This is a genomic window from Salinicola sp. JS01 (assembly GCF_030284585.1).
Classification (GTDB): Bacteria; Pseudomonadota; Gammaproteobacteria; order Pseudomonadales; family Halomonadaceae; genus Salinicola.
In genome coordinates, this window is the sequence record NZ_CP127244.1 from 295,394 (window position 1) to 312,102 (window position 16,709).

Annotated in this window: 14 protein-coding genes; 8 read left to right on the top strand and 6 right to left on the bottom strand. The window is 69.1% G+C overall.

The window, feature by feature from the left end:
* Positions 1-22: 22 nt before the first annotated feature.
* The 3 genes from QO259_RS01535 to QO259_RS01545 all read left to right on the top strand — a co-directional run bounded on the left by QO259_RS01535 (position 23) and on the right by QO259_RS01545 (position 4,717).
* Positions 23-2,332: a tRNA(Met) cytidine acetyltransferase TmcA gene (locus QO259_RS01535; RefSeq protein ID WP_285951540.1), complete on the top strand. Its 2,310-nt coding sequence runs from the start codon at positions 23-25 to the stop codon at positions 2,330-2,332.
* 112 nt (positions 2,333-2,444) lie between these two features.
* On the top strand, positions 2,445-3,920 hold the full coding sequence (locus QO259_RS01540; RefSeq protein WP_285951541.1) for an aminoacyl-histidine dipeptidase: 1,476 nt from the start codon (positions 2,445-2,447) through the stop codon (positions 3,918-3,920).
* A gap of 155 nt (positions 3,921-4,075) precedes the next feature.
* Positions 4,076-4,717 carry a Vat family streptogramin A O-acetyltransferase gene (locus QO259_RS01545; RefSeq protein ID WP_285951542.1) on the top strand — a complete coding sequence of 214 codons (642 nt, stop codon included), beginning with the start codon at positions 4,076-4,078 and terminating at the stop codon, positions 4,715-4,717.
* Between the two features lie 42 nt (positions 4,718-4,759).
* On the opposite strand, the gene QO259_RS01550 is transcribed toward QO259_RS01545, so the two are convergent.
* Complete coding sequence (locus tag QO259_RS01550) at positions 4,760-5,905, bottom strand: App1 family protein phosphatidate phosphatase (protein ID WP_233076861.1); 1,146 nt, start codon at positions 5,903-5,905, stop codon at positions 4,760-4,762.
* 114 nt (positions 5,906-6,019) lie between these two features.
* A complete protein-coding gene (locus QO259_RS01555; RefSeq protein WP_035475782.1) occupies positions 6,020-6,583 on the bottom strand; it encodes a type 1 glutamine amidotransferase domain-containing protein in 564 nt (187 codons plus the stop codon).
* Positions 6,584-6,745: 162 nt separating this feature from the next.
* Between QO259_RS01555 and QO259_RS01560 the strand changes: the two genes are divergently transcribed.
* The gene (locus QO259_RS01560; protein WP_285951543.1) at positions 6,746-8,296 is read left to right on the top strand and encodes a DNA recombination protein RmuC; all 1,551 of its coding nucleotides are present in this window, start codon (positions 6,746-6,748) and stop codon (positions 8,294-8,296) included.
* On the opposite strand, the gene QO259_RS01565 is transcribed toward QO259_RS01560, so the two are convergent.
* The 4 genes from QO259_RS01565 to QO259_RS01580 all read right to left on the bottom strand — a co-directional run bounded on the left by QO259_RS01565 (position 8,293) and on the right by QO259_RS01580 (position 13,495).
* Positions 8,293-9,819 (bottom strand): chemotaxis protein CheW, encoded by a 1,527-nt coding sequence (locus tag QO259_RS01565; RefSeq protein ID WP_285951544.1) that lies wholly within the window; start codon positions 9,817-9,819, stop codon positions 8,293-8,295. The two genes, QO259_RS01560 and QO259_RS01565, sit on opposite strands and share 4 nt — an antisense overlap.
* Positions 9,816-11,552, bottom strand: coding sequence for a methyl-accepting chemotaxis protein (locus QO259_RS01570; protein ID WP_285951545.1), 1,737 nt, complete (start codon positions 11,550-11,552; stop codon positions 9,816-9,818). The genes QO259_RS01565 and QO259_RS01570 overlap by 4 nt, the downstream gene beginning before the upstream one ends.
* Before the next feature lie 196 nt (positions 11,553-11,748).
* Positions 11,749-12,222 (bottom strand): Dps family protein, encoded by a 474-nt coding sequence (locus tag QO259_RS01575; protein WP_035475788.1) that lies wholly within the window; start codon positions 12,220-12,222, stop codon positions 11,749-11,751.
* 130 nt (positions 12,223-12,352) lie between these two features.
* Entirely contained in the window at positions 12,353-13,495 is a 1,143-nt protein-coding gene (locus QO259_RS01580) for a glycerate kinase (RefSeq protein ID WP_285951546.1), read from the bottom strand.
* A 416-nt stretch (positions 13,496-13,911) separates the two neighbouring features.
* Here QO259_RS01580 and QO259_RS01585 point away from each other — a divergent pair, with 416 nt between their 5' ends.
* The 4 genes from QO259_RS01585 to QO259_RS01600 are packed head-to-tail and all read left to right on the top strand — an operon-like array spanning position 13,912 to position 16,707.
* The gene (locus QO259_RS01585) at positions 13,912-14,529 is read left to right on the top strand and encodes a hypothetical protein (RefSeq protein ID WP_285951547.1); all 618 of its coding nucleotides are present in this window, start codon (positions 13,912-13,914) and stop codon (positions 14,527-14,529) included.
* Positions 14,526-14,939 carry a hypothetical protein gene (locus QO259_RS01590; RefSeq protein WP_207034335.1) on the top strand — a complete coding sequence of 138 codons (414 nt, stop codon included), beginning with the start codon at positions 14,526-14,528 and terminating at the stop codon, positions 14,937-14,939. The genes QO259_RS01585 and QO259_RS01590 overlap by 4 nt, the downstream gene beginning before the upstream one ends.
* A 56-nt stretch (positions 14,940-14,995) precedes the next feature.
* On the top strand, positions 14,996-15,688 hold the full coding sequence (locus tag QO259_RS01595) for a DUF1007 family protein (protein WP_285951548.1): 693 nt from the start codon (positions 14,996-14,998) through the stop codon (positions 15,686-15,688).
* A complete protein-coding gene (locus QO259_RS01600; RefSeq protein WP_285951549.1) occupies positions 15,676-16,707 on the top strand; it encodes a nickel/cobalt transporter in 1,032 nt (343 codons plus the stop codon). Before QO259_RS01595 ends, QO259_RS01600 begins: the two co-directional genes overlap by 13 nt.
* The last annotated feature ends 2 nt before the right edge of the window (positions 16,708-16,709 follow it).

Genomic DNA, 16,709 nt, shown 5'->3' on the forward strand with positions numbered 1-16,709 from the left:
GGCGATCTCTTTGGAGAAAGACGTGAGCCCGCTGGCCGAGTGGCTACGAGAGCAGCGTGAGGCGCTGCGTGCCCGCCGGGTGCGCGGAGTGCTGTGGATCGCCGCCGATCCTGAATCGGCGCTGGCGCGAGCCGGCGAGTGGATCGCCGCCGGCGACTGGCGCGCGCCGCTGTGGCTGGGTCCGGTCAACGAGAACGCGCCCGGCATCCCCCGGCTCGCGGCGGCCAAGGCGCGCTCGCGGCTGGGCCAGGAGCACGACCTGGTGGTCATCGATGCCGTCTCGCCCCAGGGCGGTTTCGATCCCGACGCCTTCGGCGCGCTCAGCGGCACCGTCCTCGCCGGCGGCTGGCTGGTGCTGCTGACCCCGGCACACTGGCTCACGCCCGAGGCGGGGCCGTGGCGGGGGGACGCCGACTACCGCCGCCTGACCCAGTGGCCCCACGCGGCGGAAACACTGAAGGCGCGCTATCTGCGCCGGGTGGCGCGCGGGCTGCTGGCCGCGGAATCGATGGCGGTGTGGAAGCCCGACGCGGCACTACCGCGGGCGGGCGCGCCGACGCCATCGGCGGGCAACCCGGCACAGGCGCAGACATCGACACCGGCGAGCAGAGACGCCGACTGTCTCACCGCCGATCAGGCCGAGGCGGTGGCGCGGCTGACCCGGCTGCGTCGGCGCCGGCCGCTGGTGCTAGTCGCCGACCGCGGACGCGGCAAGAGCGCCGCCCTGGGGATCGCCGCGGCGCGCCGGCTGCAGCAGGGCGAGCGGCAGCTATGGGTGAGCGCTCCCACCCGCGAGGCGGTGGCGCCGCTGTTCGCGCGCCTCGCGGCGCTGCTGCCAGAAGGCCGCGTGGATGAGACGGGCTTCACCCTGACCCTGGCGGGGCGGCCGGCGCAGGTCACCTGGCTGGCGCCGGAGCGGGTGCTACCCGCGCTCGAGGGTGCAGAGATCGACCCGCACGCGCCGCCGACCCTGCTGGTGGACGAAGCGGCGGCGATCCCCGCTGCCCGCCTGATCCGCTGGCTCGAACGCTTTCCGCGGCTTGCCTTTGCCACCACGGTGCACGGCTACGAAGGCACCGGGCGCGGTTTCGAGGTGCGCCTGCGCGAGCGTCTCGACCAACTGACGCCGGGCTGGCGGCGGCTGCGCCTGAGCGAGCCGGTGCGCTGGGCCGAGGGCGACCCGCTGGAGGCGCTGACCCGGGATCTGCTGTGTCTCGATGCCGAGGCCGCGAGCGCCGAGACGGTGGCGGCCAGCGCCGAGCACCACGCGCCGCGCGTGGTCTGGCTCGACCGCGAGGCGCTGGCGTCGAATGCCGCACTGCTGACCCAGGCGTTCGGGCTACTGGTCCAGGCCCACTACCGCACGGCGCCCAGCGATCTGCGCCATCTGCTCGACGGCCCCGAGGTCGCGCTGCCGGCCGTCATGCTGGGCGAGACGCTGGTGGCGATCGCCGTAGTCCAGCCGGAGGGGGGCTTCGACGCTGCCCTGGCCGCGGAGATCCACCACGGCAGACGCCGCCCGCGAGGGCACCTGATGGCGCAGTCGCTGGCCTTTCATGGCGGCCATCTTGATGCCGCGCGCGCGCGCTGGTGGCGGCTCATGCGTATCGCCGTGCATCCGGCCTTGCGCCGCCGCGGGGTGGGCAGCCAGCTGCTCGCCGCGGTGGAAGAAGCTGCCACGGCGGCAGGCATCGAACGCCTCGGTGTGAGCTTCGGCGCCGAGCCGGGGCTGATCGCCTTCTGGCGCCGCGCCGGATTCGTGACCCTGCGCCTGGGGTTGACCCGCGAGGCGGCCAGCGGCGAGCCGGCGCTGATGCTGGGGCGGGGGCTGACGCCTGCGGCGCGGGCTACGCTGGCCGCCATGGCGGCGGATTTCCGTCTGCTGCTGCCGGATCTGCTCAGCCAGGCGGCGCGGGATCTCGACCCCGAGGTGGCGGCGTCACTGCTCTGGGAAGGCGAGCCCGGGCCGACCTCCAACGCCCTCAGGGCGCGGTTGGTCTGGTTCGCGGAGGGTGGGGGCGAGCTGGCCCTGGTGCGGCCCTGGCTGCGTCAGGCGTGGCTCGATTGGTGGCGTCACCAGCCTGACCCGGGTGGTGAGTCGGCGCTGGCGGATACCCCGGAGGAAAGCGTGCAGGGCAGTGATGTCGCCGCCGCGCTGGGCACGCCGGCAGCCATTGCCAGCGCGGTGGCGGCGCTGTTCCAGGGCCATGACGAACGCCTCTCGGACGATGGCCGGCGCGGGCGCCAGGCGCGCGCCCGGGCGCTTGCCCGCGGCCTGCTCGCGGCGGCCGGTGAAGGCGGCGATATGGTCAAGCCGGCGCCGGGCGAGTAAGGTGTTGGCACACTGAAACAGGCCGCCCGCCGCGCTGCGGGCCGGGCCTTTCTCTTCCATCACCGTTGCAAGCCTGCCGCCGCCTGCGGGTGTCGGCGAGGCCGGAATCGACATGAACGATCATCTGTTAACGCTCTCTCCCGAACCCGTCTGGCGGCATTTCCGTACCCTGTGCAACACGCCGCGGCCCTCGGGGCACGAAGCCCGGCTGGTGGAAACGCTGGAGCAGTGGGCCGATGCCCAGGGGCTCGCTCACGATCGCGACAGCAGCGGTAACCTGCGCATCCGCAAGCCGGCCACGCCTGGCTGCGAGTCGGTCCCGGGGATCATCCTCCAGGGGCATCTGGACATGGTCACCCAGGCCAACGCCGACCGCCCCCATGACTTTCTCAACGACCCGCTCGACACCTACGTCGAAGATGGCTGGCTGCACGCCCGCGGCACCACCCTGGGCGCCGACAATGGTCTCGGCGTGGCCGCTGCGCTGGCGATCCTGGAAACCGACGACATCGCCCACGGTCCGATCGAGGCGCTGTTCACGCTGGAAGAAGAGACCTCGATGAAGGGCGCGCTCGGCCTCGAGGAGGGCTGGCTCGAAGGGCGCTATCTGCTCAACCTGGACTCCGAGGATCGCGGCGAGGTCTATATCGGCTGCGCCGGCGGCGCCGACGTGGTGATCGACGCCGACCTGCCGATGCGCGGCTGCGACGAGGAAGAGGTGATGCGGCGTCTGGCGCTCACCGGCCTGGTCGGCGGCCACTCCGGGGTCGATATCCACAAGGAGCGCGGCAACGCCAACCGACTGCTGGTGCGCGCGCTGCGGGCGCTGGAGGCGTACGACATCCGTCTGGTCGACTACCATGGCGGCACCCTGCGCAACGCCCTGCCGCGGGAAGCCTTCGCCACCATCGTGGTCAACGAGAGCCATCTGCCGGCACTGGAAGCGACCCTGGCCGAGCTGCAGGCGCTCTACCGCGACGAGCTGGCCGGCGTTGACGACGGCGTCAGCCTGACGCTCTCGCCGGGCGAGCTCTCCTGCGACGACGCCGAGGCGCTGACCGACACCGCCACCGACCTGCTGGTGGCGGCGCTGCACGCCGCGCCCTACGGCATCGAGCGCATGAGCGTGGAAGTGCCGGGCGTGGTCGAGACCTCCAACAACCTCGGCGTGGTGACGCTGGAGAACGGGCGTTTCCACCTCTGCGCGCTGGTGCGCTCGCTGCGCGATAGCGCCACGCAAAATCTGGCTGACCGCTTCACCGCGCTGTTCGGGCTGATCGGCGCGCGCACTCGGGTCGAGAACGGCTACCCTGGCTGGACGCCGAGTGCCGACAGCGCGTTGCTGGCGCGCTTCAAGCGCCTGCATCAGGAGACACTGGGTCAGGAACCGGCGGTCAAGGTGATCCACGCCGGGCTCGAGTGCGGCATCATCGGCAGCAAGTACCCGCAGCTGGAGATGATCTCCTTCGGCCCGGTGATCCGCGGCGCCCACTCGCCCACCGAGCGCACCGAAATCGCCTCGGTCGAGGAGTTCTGGCAGGTGCTCAAGGCGCTGGTGGCGGATATCGGCTCGGGCCGCGCGGCCTGATCAGCCGCTGCCGGGCAGGGGCCCTTGGGCCGGCGGTGCGACGCCGGCCCGACAACGACAGCGCGCTTCGACGCTCCGCGGCAGGCTGAGGCTGCTCCCCTAGGGTTGGGGAAACGCGTTGGAGCAACGCGCTGGAAAAACTCGTTGGAGAAACCTTGAACGGTCCGAATCCCGACACCAGGCACCCCATGGAGGGGTTTCCGCAGGTTTGCTTCATCAAGAATACCGTGCGGAATCCGAATATCATCGTCGGCGACTATACCTACTACGATGACCCGCAAGCGCCGGAGGATTTTGAGCGCAACGTCCTCTATCACTTCCCGTTCATCGGCGACAAGCTGGTCATCGGCAAGTTCTGCGCCATCGCGCGCGGTGCGACATTCATCATGAATGGGGCCAATCACAAGCTTTCGGGTATCTCCACGTATCCCTTCCAGATCTTTGGTAATGGCTGGGAAAAGGTCATGCCCGAAGCGGGGGATCTGCCGTTCAAGGGCGACACCGTCATCGGCAACGATGTCTGGATCGGTTACGACGCACTGATCATGCCCGGGGTCACCATCGGCAATGGCGCCATCGTCTCCTCGCGCGCCGTGGTGGTCTCCGATGTGCCGGCCTACACCATCGTCGGTGGCAACCCGGCCAAACCCATCAAGCAGCGCTTCGCGCCGGAAGACGTGGCCAGGCTCGAGGCGCTGGCCTGGTGGGACTGGCCCATCGAGAAGATCACGCAACATCTGGAGCACATCGTCGCGGGCGATATCGACGCGCTGGTGGCCTGCTCGCCCCACACCTGACGAATCGACTCGGTGGCGGTGTCAACGCGTCGCCGCAGCGGTTCACTCGCGCTGCTGCTGGGCGCGGGTATCGGCGCGCACGGCGTCCAATCCTTCCTCCGAAATCAGCCCCTTGGCGTGGGCGTGTTCGGCCATGCCCACGCTGTCGCGGGCGAGCACCAGCTCGCAGCCGGCCTGACGCAGCTCCTCGGCCAGGGCAGCGATCGCGGCGTCGCGCGCCGGGTCGTCGTCTACCTTGCGGATGTAGATCGCGCGGACCCGCTCCGGGTGCGCCTTGACGATCTCGGTGTAGACCTCCGGGTCGTGCTGGCCGCTGTCGCCGATCAGCACGAAGGGCAGGTCATCGTAGAGTGCCAGCATGTTGCGGATCACATTCGACTTGTGCTCCTCGGCCTTGCGCGGCCACGGGCGCTTGAGGGTCATGCCCCACTCGCGCAGGAACAGGATCGGCCCGACCGGGATGCGGTTCATGTTGAAGAACGCTTCGAGCATCTCGTAGATACTCCAGGGCCCGCGCGAGACGTAGAGCATGGGGCGCTTGCGATTGCCCTCGATACCGCCGTAGAGCGCGCGGTAGAGCGCGGCGACGCCGGGGAAGGCGGTACGCTGGTCGGCCTTCTCGACGAACAGCCGATAGAGCATCTTGAGCTTGTTGGCGACCCCGGTGTACATCACGGTGTCGTCGATGTCGCTGATCACGATCAGGTCGGTGCTGGTCGGCGGGATATAGACTTCGGTCTCGGTGCTGATCGCATCCGCCTCGGAGAGTACCTGCAGCTTGGCGGTGTGCCAGATCGCATCGCCGGGCAGGCTGTGGGTGATGTCGATATGCGCGTAGAAGTAGCCGTCACGGTCGGTGGTCACCGAGGCGTGGGTGGCGCCGAGCCGAATGTCGACCTGCGCCTCGGCGATGCCGCGGCGCACAACGCGGCGGGCGATATCGACCAGATCCTGCATCATGCCGCCCTCCTGCCACGCCAGCAGGCGCCCCGGCTGGCGGAACACGCGCCCCATGATGAAGGCTTCGCGCTGCGAGCCGTAGCCGCGGAACGGGTGCACCACGACCCCGCCGCGGCCGCTGTCGCGGCGCACAGGGCGCGTGAACAGGCGCACCAGTTTCTTGGCGAAGTGGGCCAGCTTGCTGACGAACAGGCGCGGCAGGCGGCGCGAAGAGGTGGAGTGAGTCACGGGTTGGCAGTTCCTGAATCGAGTGCCTTGAGTATGGGAAGCCTCGGGCGATCCCGCAAAGCACACGAAAACGCCCGCCTGGCGGCGGGCGTTCGGTCTCGTGCGGGATGACGCTCAGGCGTGCTGCTGGCTGTGCCGGCCTTCGGCCAGTTCCTCGAGCAGCTTGGCGTTGAAGGCATCGAGATCCTTCGGCGTGCGGCTGGTGACGAAGCCGCTGTCGACCACCACCGATTCGTCCACCCAGTGGGCACCGGCGTTCTTGAGATCCTGCGCGACCGAGGGCACCGAGGTGAGCTTGCGCCCTTCGACCACACCGGCGTTGATCAGGATCCAGGGCGCATGGCAGATCGCCGCGACCGGCTTGCCGGCCTCGAAGAACGCCTTGACGAAGGCCAGCGCCTTGTCGTTGATGCGCAGGGTGTCCGGGTTGAACAGACCGCCCGGCAACACCAGCGCGTGGTAGTCGCTGGGGTCGGCGGCATCGAGTGCCTTGTCGGCCTCGTAGGTGTCACCCCACTCGGTCTCGGCCCACGCGCGAATGCCCTTGCCGTCCGGGGTGATGACGTGCGTTTCCACGCCCTGGCCTTGCAGTGCGGCGCGGGGCGAGGCAAGTTCGGACTCCTCGAAGCCGTCGGCGGCGAGAATGGCGACGCGTTTACCGTTGAGTTGCTGAGCCATCGTGACCTCCTGGTCGTGATGTGTCATGGAGTGTGTGGGCACGTGGGCCATCCCGGTCCACGTGTTGCCCGCCCCTCAGTGTGGAACATGAGGGCGAGAGTGCAAGCCGGTCCTGGCGGGCGGCGGTAAAATCATGCAACACATGAGCGGAGGGAGAGCGCGATGAACACGCACACGCTGACGCTCGTCTGGGGGCTGGTCGGTGTGCTGGCGCTGGCTGGCGGTATGGCGCTGTGGCAATGGCGCCAGACGCGGACGAGGGCAGAGGGGCTCGGTGCACGGCTGCGCGAGGCGGAGAGCCAGCGCCAACGCCTGGAACAGGAGCTGGCCCAGAGCGATGCCCAGCAGGACGAGCTGCGCGAGCGCGAGGCCGAGCTCAAGCGCCAGTTGGCCCAGCGCGATCAGCAGGTGGAGAGCCTCAATGCGCGTCTGGCGGATCTGCGCGAGCGCTACGGCCGGCTCGAGACCTTGAACGAGCAGCAGCAGCGCCAGCACGCCGAGCGCCTGGAGCTTCTGGAGCAGACCAAGGCGCGTCTGGCACAGGAATTCGAGGCGCTGGCGGGGCGGATCTTCGACGAGCGCCAGCGTGCCTACAGCGCCCAGAGCCGCGATAGCCTCGAAGCGCTGCTCAAGCCCTTCCGCGAGCAGGTCAGCGGCTTTCGCCAGCGGCTCGAGGAGATCCATGGTGAGGAGGTGCGCGAGCGCACCACGCTCAAGGTGCAGATCGACCAGCTCGCCACTCTCAACCGCCAGATCACCGAAGAGGCCGCCAACCTGACCCGGGCGCTCAAGGGCGACAAGAAGATGCAGGGCAACTGGGGCGAGGTGATGCTGGAGTCGGTGCTCGAACGCTCCGGGCTGCGCCGCGACATCGAGTATCGCCGCGAGGTCTCGATCGAGGGCGAGCAGGGCCGTCAGCGCCCCGACGCGGTGATCTATCTGCCCGACGACAAGCATCTGATCGTCGACGCCAAGGTCTCGCTCAACGCCTATGTGCGCTACGTCAACGCCGAGGACGATGCCGAGCGCGAGCAGGCGCTGCGCGCCCACGTGCAGGCGATCCGCGCGCATATCGACGGCCTGGCGGGGCGCGACTACCCGCGTCTGCCGGGGCTGCGCTCGCCGGATTTCGTGTTTCTGTTCATGCCCATCGAGCCGGCCTTTGCGGTCGCCTTCCAGTTCGATGACACGCTGTTTCAGGACGCCTTCTCGCGCGACATCGTGGTGGTCACCCCGACCACGCTGCTGGCCAGTCTGCGTACCGTGGCGAGCCTGTGGAATCTGGAACGCCAGAACGAAAACGCGCGCCATATCGCCGAGCGTGCCGGCAAGCTGCTCGACAAGTTCCAGGGGTTCGTCTCGAGCCTCGAGGATGTCGGGCGTCATCTGGGCCGTGCCCGGGGCAGCTACGATCAGGCCATGGGGCGGCTCGCCACCGGCCAGGGCAGCCTGGTCGGTCAGGCGCTGGCGCTGGAGAAGCTCGGTGTGCGCATGAAGCGCGCGCTGCCCGACCATCTGACCCGGGAGGCCGGAGCGGATGCCGACGAGGCGGCGCTCGATCGCACCGCGCCCGGCGGGGCCGATGCCAGCGCTTTTGCGGATCGCGTGGATAAGCACGGCGAGCGCGCCGAAGACGCAACGCGCACCGGCGACGCCGATAGCACCGCCGCGGCCCGCATGTCGGGCCGCTCGGACGCAAGCGGGCCGGACTAGACGGACTCGGTGGCGTTCGTCGGCGCCGCGCTGCTCGCTGCCAGGTCGATCGCCAGTCCCTGCAGACAGATCATCGCCATCACCTGGTGGTGCGCGCCGCTGCCGAGGGCGATCAGCCGCTTGGCGCGCTCGATCGCCGGGGCCTCGGGGTCGATGTCGCCGCGCCAGCGCACCACCAGGCTCTCCTCGGCCGCCTCGACGTAATCGATGCGCTGCACCGCGTCGGTGAGAAAGCCGATCAGCCCCTGGCCGCTATCGGCGATCAGCACGTGCTGGGGCGGGCGCGAGGCGTCGCGGCCCAGCAGACGACGCAGGTCGACCAGGGCCACGCTGCGCCCCTGACGGCGCCACACGCCAACGAAGCGCGGGTCGCCACCGCTGGCGAGATAGTCGGTGGGGGCCGTATCGACGGCATCGAGCTGGTCGAGCAGGGTGGTGTAGTCGCCCGCGCAGTTGAAGCGCACCAGCGCGAAGCGCTGCCGGGGTCGATGCTCGGCGGCCGAGCTGCCTGCCTGGGCACCGTCGAGCCGCGCGTGCAGGCGCGCCAGGGCTCTCAGATTGAGCGCCGACAGCAGCACCCGGTGATCGAGCGCCAGCGCATCGCGTCCCGAGGGCGCGACGACCAGACCGGCCACTGCCGCTGCCTGGCCCGGGCCGGCCGGTGACAGGGTGGCGTCGGCGCTGAGCGCGGCGACGTGCTCCAGGGCCAGTGCCAGACGCCCCTCGGGCCCATCGAGCACTACCATGTAGCTGGGGCGCGCCCATTGGGGCGCGCGGCCGATCAACTCGCCGGGGTCGAACAGCGGCAGCCGCGCACCGCGCAGGGTGACGTTGCCGAGGTAGGCGTCGAGCTCGATCGGCGGCGGTTCGATCTCGGGGCAGTTGGCGACCTCGCCGACGATCGCGGTATCCAGTGCCAGCGCCTGGCCGCCGCTCTCCACGATCAGCCAGCGCCGAGCGTTGATTAGCGTCGGCGTGGCGTCACTGGTGACTGTCGGCAACCCCGAGGCCTCGGACGACTGGTGCTCGGTCCGTGCCGCCGCCGGTGTCACCGCGACCATCTCTTCCAACGCGAACAGCGCATCCAGGTCGAGCCGGTAAGCCGGGTGTGCCAGGCTCGGGTGATCGATCAGCGAAGGCGTCAGCGCCAGCGTGCTGCCGTCGCCCTGGCTCACCGCATGCTGCTGATGCGGCCCCACCTCGATCACGTCGACGATCTGAGTCACGCACAGCCCGAACCGCGCGCCGCGATGCGCCACCACGGCGACGAAGCTGGCCTGGGGATCATGCCGTCCCTCGCGCAGGGGCTCGAGAGGCGAATCATGATCGAGCTGCAGCAGCCGCGCTAGATCGACCAGCGGTAGCGGCTGGCCGCGCAGCGACAGCGTGCCCCGCGACCAGGCCGGCGCTCGCGGGCGCGGTGGCGGCAAGCGCTCCAGGCGTACCACCTCGCGCAGCACGTGGGCATCGAGGGCGACATCCGCGGCCCCGACGCGCAGGATGCCGAAGATTTGCCCGCTCATAATCTGGCCCGCTCCTCGCCGCGGGTCGCCCGCGCCAGTTCACGAATCGCGCCGTCGACCCGGTTGGCGGTCTCGAGCTGGGCGCTGGCGGTGGTGGCGATCTCCTCGATCGAGTCGGTGGTCTGGGCCACGCCCTCGACGATGCGTGCGAAGGAGTCGGTGGCGCGCTGGGTCACGCTGTTGCCGCTGTCGATGCGCTTGAGCGACTCGCCCAGCAGACGGTTGATCTGGCGCGTGGCGTCGGCGGACTTCTCGGCCAGCTTGCGCACCTCGTCGGCGACCACCGAGAAGCCCAGGCCGTGCTCACCGGCGCGGGCGGCCTCGATGGCGGCGTTGAACGCCAGCAGGTTGGTCTGGGAGGCGATCTCGCCGATCACTTTGACGATCGCATCGATATCCTCGGAAGACTTCTGGATCGCCGCCATCGCCTCGCGCGAGTCGTTCAGCGACTGGGTGCCGCGATTGGCCTCCTGCTGGGTCTCGCGGGCCAGCGAACGGGTCAGCTGGGTGTTCTCGGCGATCGAGGCGATGGAGGCGTTAAGCGCATGGATCGACTGGCTCATGGCCTCGGTCTGGGCCTGGATGTGTTCTTCCAGCTCGACCTCGGCGGTGATGTCGGTGGCGAACTTGATCACCTTGTAGGGCTTGCCGTCGGCATCGAAGATCGGGTTGTAGGTCGCCTGGATCCAGACCCGGCGGCCATGCTTGCCCAGGCGCATGAAGCGGCCGTCGAACAGCTCACCGCGACTCAGCGCCAGCCAGAAGTCGCGATACTCGCGGCTGACCACATGGTCGGGGGCACAGAACATGCGGTGATGCTGGCCCTCGATCTCGTCGGCGTGATAGCCCAACGTGTCGAGGAAGTTCTGGTTGGCGGCGAGAATATTGCCCTTGAGATCGAACTCGATCACCGCCTGGGCGCGGTCGATGGCGTTGATCCGGCCTTTGAACTCGGCGTTGCGCTGGCGCTCGGCGGTGACGTCGTGGGCGAACTTGACCACCTTGTAGGGGCGTCCGCCGGCGTCGAGGATCGGGTTGTAGGTGGCCTGCAGCCAGATGTCACGGCCATGCTTGTCGAGACGGCGGAACTCGCCGCTGTAGAACTCGCCCTGGCGCAGGCGCGCCCAGAACTGACGGTATTCGTCGCTCTTGGCGTACTCCGGCTGACAGAACAGCGCGTGGTGGCGACCCTCGATCTCCTCCAGGGTGTAGCCCACGGTATCGAGAAAGTGCTGGTTGGCGGTGAGCACATGACCGTCGAGATCGAACTCGATCACCGCCTGGGCGCGATCGATCGCCTTGACCTTGCCCTCGTACTCGGCGACCGCGCGCTTCTGCAGGGTGATGTCCGTGGCCAGCTTGATCACCTTGTGCGGCTTGCCCTCGCCATCGAGCACCGGGTTGTAGGTCGCCTGCAGCCAGACCTCTTCGCCCTGGCGGTTGAGGCGCTTGAACTCGCCGCTGACGAACTCGCCGCGCCCCAGGCGCCCCCAGAACTCCTGATAAGCGCGGCTCTGGGCATGGCGCTCGTCGCAGAACAGGCGGTGATGCTGGCCGATGACCTCGTCGCGGCGATAGCCCATGGCCTCGAGAAAGCGCGCATTGGCGTCGAGCACGTGGCCATCGAGATCGAACTCGATCACGGCCTGGGAGCGGTTGACCGCCTGCCACAGCGCCTCCAGCGGCGGCGCGGTGATCGAGTCGGTGCCAGAAGCAGAAGTTTCCAGGGACATGCAGTGCCTCCGCGGAGCGGGATGAGGGCCGCGAGCCTGCCGCTCGGCAAAGCTCATGGTGGGTACCGCATAACATCGGCGGGGCAAGGGCGAAGTTTAATTAAACTCGGCTATCGGCGAGATAAACCGGGCCCAAAAGACGATGCCGCCCCGTAGGGCGGCATCGATGGCAGCAGCGCAAGAGAGCGTGAACGCGTCAGCCGAGATAGGCGTTGAGCATCCAGACCGTCTTCTCCTGCTCGCGGATATAGTCGCTGGCCAGTGAGGCGGTGCCTTCATCGTCGGCGTCGCTGGCCTGCGAGAGGAGGTCGCGCTGAAGCTCGATCAGCACCTGCAGACCCGTCACCAGACCGCGCACGCACTGCTTGCCGTCGGAGACCTTGGTGTCTTCCTGGATCTTCGATACCGCGAAGTAGTCGCTGTAGGCGTGCAGCGGCTGATAGCCCAGGGTCAGGATACGCTCGGCGACCTCGTCGACCTTGGTCAGCAGGTCGGTGTAGATCTCCTCGAACTTGGCGTGCAGCTCGAAGAACTGCTCACCCTTGACGTTCCAGTGGTAGCCGCGAACGTTCATATAGAAGATCTGATAGTTGGCCAGCAGCGCGTTGAGCTTCTCGGCGAGCTGTTCGGCTGCGGATGCGTGCAGGCCGATGGCATTGGTATCCGACATGACATTCCTCCTTAAAAGAGATGAGCGCGACCAAAGTGTATGCCGCTATGCCGCCGCTGCCCAGCCAAGCCTGGGTATGGCCGGCATAGGCGGCGACTATCCGAGCCGTCTCGGGGAAGGTGACACCCTCTCAGGTACGCTCGCGCTCTGCGCGCCACACCCGGGCCAGGCTGCGGGCGTTGTCCTCCAGCAGGGCGGCGCAGCGGCTCAGCGCGGCGTCGAGGCTGAGCGGGCCGTCGGCGAGGGCGAAGGCGGCGGTGACGCCGTGGTCGAAGGCCGCCTGCCAGCCTTCGCCCAGACGCCCGGCTAGCACCACGCTGGGTACCCCGTGCTGCTGCGCGCGCCGGGCGATGCCGATCGGCGTCTTGCCGGAGAGGCTCTGGCCGTCGAGCTGGCCCTCGCCGGTGATCACCCAGTCGGCGTCGGCGAGCAGCGCGTCGAACCCCACCTGCGCCATGACCAGCTCGATCCCGGGGCGCAGTTCCGCACCCAGAAAGGCGCGGGCGGCGAAGCCCATGCCGCCGGCGGCGCCAGCACCGGGCAGCTCGCGGTGGTCTTCGCCGAGGACGCGGGCGGCGTGGTCGGCGAAGTGGGCGAGTGCGGCGTCCAAGCTTTCGACGTCGGCGTCGCTGGCGCCTTTCTGTGGGCCGAAGATGGCGCTGGCGCCGCGCGGGCCGAGCAGCGGGTTATCGACGTCGACGGCGGTCTGAACCGTCAATTGGGCGAGCCGCGGGTCGAGGCCCGCGAGATCGAGTGTCGCCAGTGCCGCCAGTGCCGCGCCGCCCGCTGGCAGCGGTTGGCCGTCTTCGTCCAGCAGGCGGGCGCCGAGGGCCACCAGCATGCCGGCACCGGCGTCGTTGGTGGCGCTGCCGCCCAGGGTCAGCACCAGGTGACGGGCGCCGGCGTCCAGCGCGGCCAGGATCAGCTCGCCGACCCCGTAGGTGGTGCTGTGCAGGGCGGTGCGTTCATCCCGGGTCAGGGCCTGCAGTCCGCTCGCTTCTGCCAGTTCGATGAAGGCGGTGCGCGACTCGGCGAGCCAGCCCCAGCTCGCCTCCGCCGGGCGCCCCAGGGCATCCTGCACCCGCGCGCGGCGGCGCTCGGCGCCGGTGGCCGCGAGCAGCGCATCCAGCGTGCCTTCGCCGCCATCGCCCATTGGGCACTCGTGCAGGTTCGCTTCGGGCCACTCGCGGGCGATACCGCGGGCCACGGCGGCAGCGGCCTCGCGGGCGCTGAGCGCGTCCTTGTAACTGTCGGGAGCAATGACGATCTTCATCGAATCCTCGGCTATGGCTGACGGCGTGGGTGCGGACGTGGGTGCAGGCCTGGGCGTGGTAGGGCGGCGCGACCAGCATAGCGCCGTTCGCCGCCCGCGGCGACGGCCCCGCCCGCGGCGGGGCGAAGACCGTTTTCAGAAACGCCCAGGCCTTGCACGAAAAGTCGGCGAGCGAAGACAAGGCAAGGAAAAAATTGGCGAAAAGCGGAGTTTACTGGGTGTAAATGAGCATGTGACTCGCTCCGCTCGCCCTTCGGGCCGTCCTACGGACGTTCTGAACGTTGTTCAGTGAGACGATTTTTGACGCCGTATTGTCGAGCGCAGACAGTTTTCGTACAAAGCCTAATGGACATGGACCGACGACAGACCAACTGTCATGCTCACGCTGTTCGCCGTTGCCTCTCGAGGAGAGTGCCATGAAACCATCATCCTGGCGTCACCGGCTGTCCCACGCGACGCGCCCCAGGCCCTCTGGCTGGTTCGTGGTCGGCGCGGTGGTGGCGCTGACCAGCGGCTGTCAGTCGCTGGCCGCGCCGGAGCCGCTCGCCGCCACGCGCTCGGATTCACTGCCCGCCGCCTGTCAGTGGTCGGCCACCGGGGAAACCCTGGCGCGTCTGCGCGCTACCCGTCAGGCGCTGGAGCAGCAGGGCTATCAAGTGCTCGATACCGACGCCAAGCTGGGCCTGGTCAGCGCCGAGCGGCGTACCGCCCAGCCCGGGCTGGGGGCGGTCGACAGCCCCTTCGGGCGTACCGGGTTCTGGGGCGGCTTCGGTCTCGGCGGTAGCCACGGCTACTCGCTGGGGGTGTTCCAGGGTTTCGGCGGTGGCTACAACACCGACCCGGTGCAGATCGAGCGGGTCTCGGTGGTCACGCCCGAGGCGACCACCTACGTCGATCGCGATTCGGTGGTGGTCGACCACAACGGCTATCTGATCGATGCCCGCAGCTACAATCAGCCCGGCTTCTGCGCCCAGCTGCGCCAGTCGATCGAGTCCCAGCTGGCGGCCTCGGCCGCGCCAGGAGCAAGCCCATGAGTCCCCGCTTACCTAGTATCCCGCGCCGTGGGCTTTCGCTGACGCTGATTTTACTGCTGGGGCTCGCCGGCTGCGCGGTGAACCCGCCGGCACAGCCGCGCAGTATCGCTGTCACCGCCAGCGAGGATGCCACTCTGCGCGCGACGCTGGCGATGCTCGCCGAGCGCGGCTTCGTGATTCGTCAGGCCGACGGCGACCTGCGCCAGATCGATGCGGTGCTCGCCTCGCGCAGCGGCTACGAGATACACGCCGAGGTGACCGGCGGCAGCCAGCGCCCGCCGGGGCTGGTGCTGCAGAACGGGGATACCTATCTCACCCTGAGCGGTCGCCGCGGCGGCCAGCCGCTGGACGCCGTGTCGCTCGATCCGCTGTTCATCGACGTGCAGCGCCGCCTGGGGCTGCTGCCGTGAACCGCGAGTCGTACGCAGATCAGCGTCATCGGGCTCGACTGGGGTCGAGCCAGGGTTTGTTGGGTCAGAGCCTGCAACGGGGCTGGCGCCTGAGCCTGGGCATCGGCCTGGGGCTGAGCATGCTGGGCTGGGCGCCGCTGGCTTCGGCTCATCCTCACGGCTGGGTCGATATCAGCGTGCGCGGTGAGTTCGATGCCCAAGGGCGACTGGAGGCGCTGCGCCAGCAGTGGCGCATGGACCCCTTCTATAGCCAGGTGGTGATGGAGGAGCTGGCCAGCGTCGATGACGACAGCAGCATGGCGGTGCGGCTGGATGCCCTGGGCGGCGAGATCCGCAACAACCTCGCCACCCAGCACAACCTGACCTGGATCGATTTCGACGGCCGCGAGCTGGCCCAGGGCGAGGTGGTCGACACCAACACCGAGATCGACGGCGAGCGGCTGGTGTTCGAGTTCGTGCTGCCGCTGGCCCAGCCGGTGGCGCTGGGCGGGCATCTGCTGCGCTACCGCGTCTTCGACCCTACCTACTATATCGAGATGGTCCACGAGGCCAACGCCGACGGTTCCCAGCCTTTACCCGAGGCGCTCACCCTGGATCGCGCACCGCCCGGTTGCACCACGCGTGTCGTCAAGGCCAAACCCGATCCGCAGAAGGTGATGGAAGCGGCGATGCTCGACAAGAGCGACACCGGCGAGCCCAACCTGGGGCGCTTCTTCGCCGAAACCGGAGAGATTCGATGTCCCGGCTGAGCCCCTGGCGCAGCGTGGCGCTGGCCCTGGGCGGCGTGCTACTCGCCGCCGCAACGATCTATTGGCTCGGCTGGTGGCAGCAGGCAGCGGTGCAGGTGGTGCTGTGGCAGCGCGATCTCTATCACGCCCTGACCGAGGCGATCACCGCCATCGACCGCGCCCCGGGGCTTACCACCTGGAGCGTGCTGCTCGGCGTCAGCTTCGGCTACGGCGTTTTCCACGCCGCCGGGCCGGGTCACGGCAAGGTGGTGCTGAGCACCTATCTCGCCTCCCAGGGTGGGGCCTGGCGGCGCGCCATCGTGCTCTCCGCGCTCGCCTCGCTGCTGCAGGGGCTGGTGGCGATCGCCCTGGTCGCGGTGCTGGTGTTCGGGCTCGGTTGGCTGACTCGTGAGGCGATGGCCAGCGTCGATCAGGCGGAACTGGCGAGCTTCGTGATGGTGGCGCTGGTCGGGCTGTGGCTGTGCTGGCGCTCGCTGCGTCGGCTGTGGCGCTGGCATGCCGCCCCTGGAGCGGCGTCCGCTCACGCTCATGGCCACCATGACGCCCATGAATCGGGTCATGATCACGGTGCAGGCTGCGGCTGTGGCCATGACCATCACGTTTCACCCCAGCGCGCCCAGACCTGGGGCACGGCGGCGCTGACGGTGCTCTCCATCGGCATTCGCCCCTGCAGCGGCGCGGTACTGCTGCTGGGCGCCTCGGCGCTGCTGGATCAATTCGGCAAGGGTGTGGTGGCGGTGCTGGCGATGTCGCTGGGCACGGCGCTGACAGTGTCGTCGCTGGCGCTGGCGAGCGTGCTGGCGCGGGAGTGGACCCAACGGCGGCTGGCGCCGCTCTCCGGGCGACGGCCGTGGGGCGCCTGGGTCGGCTTTGCCGGTGGCGCTGTGATCCTGGCGCTGGGGCTCTCGCTCACCCTGGCCCAGTGGCAGCAGGGCCCGCCCCCCGGCGCGCCCTTCCTGGGCACACCGGGGGCGGCCGCGGGTTCGCCTCTATTGCCGGGCGCGCGCGACGCCTCCTGAGT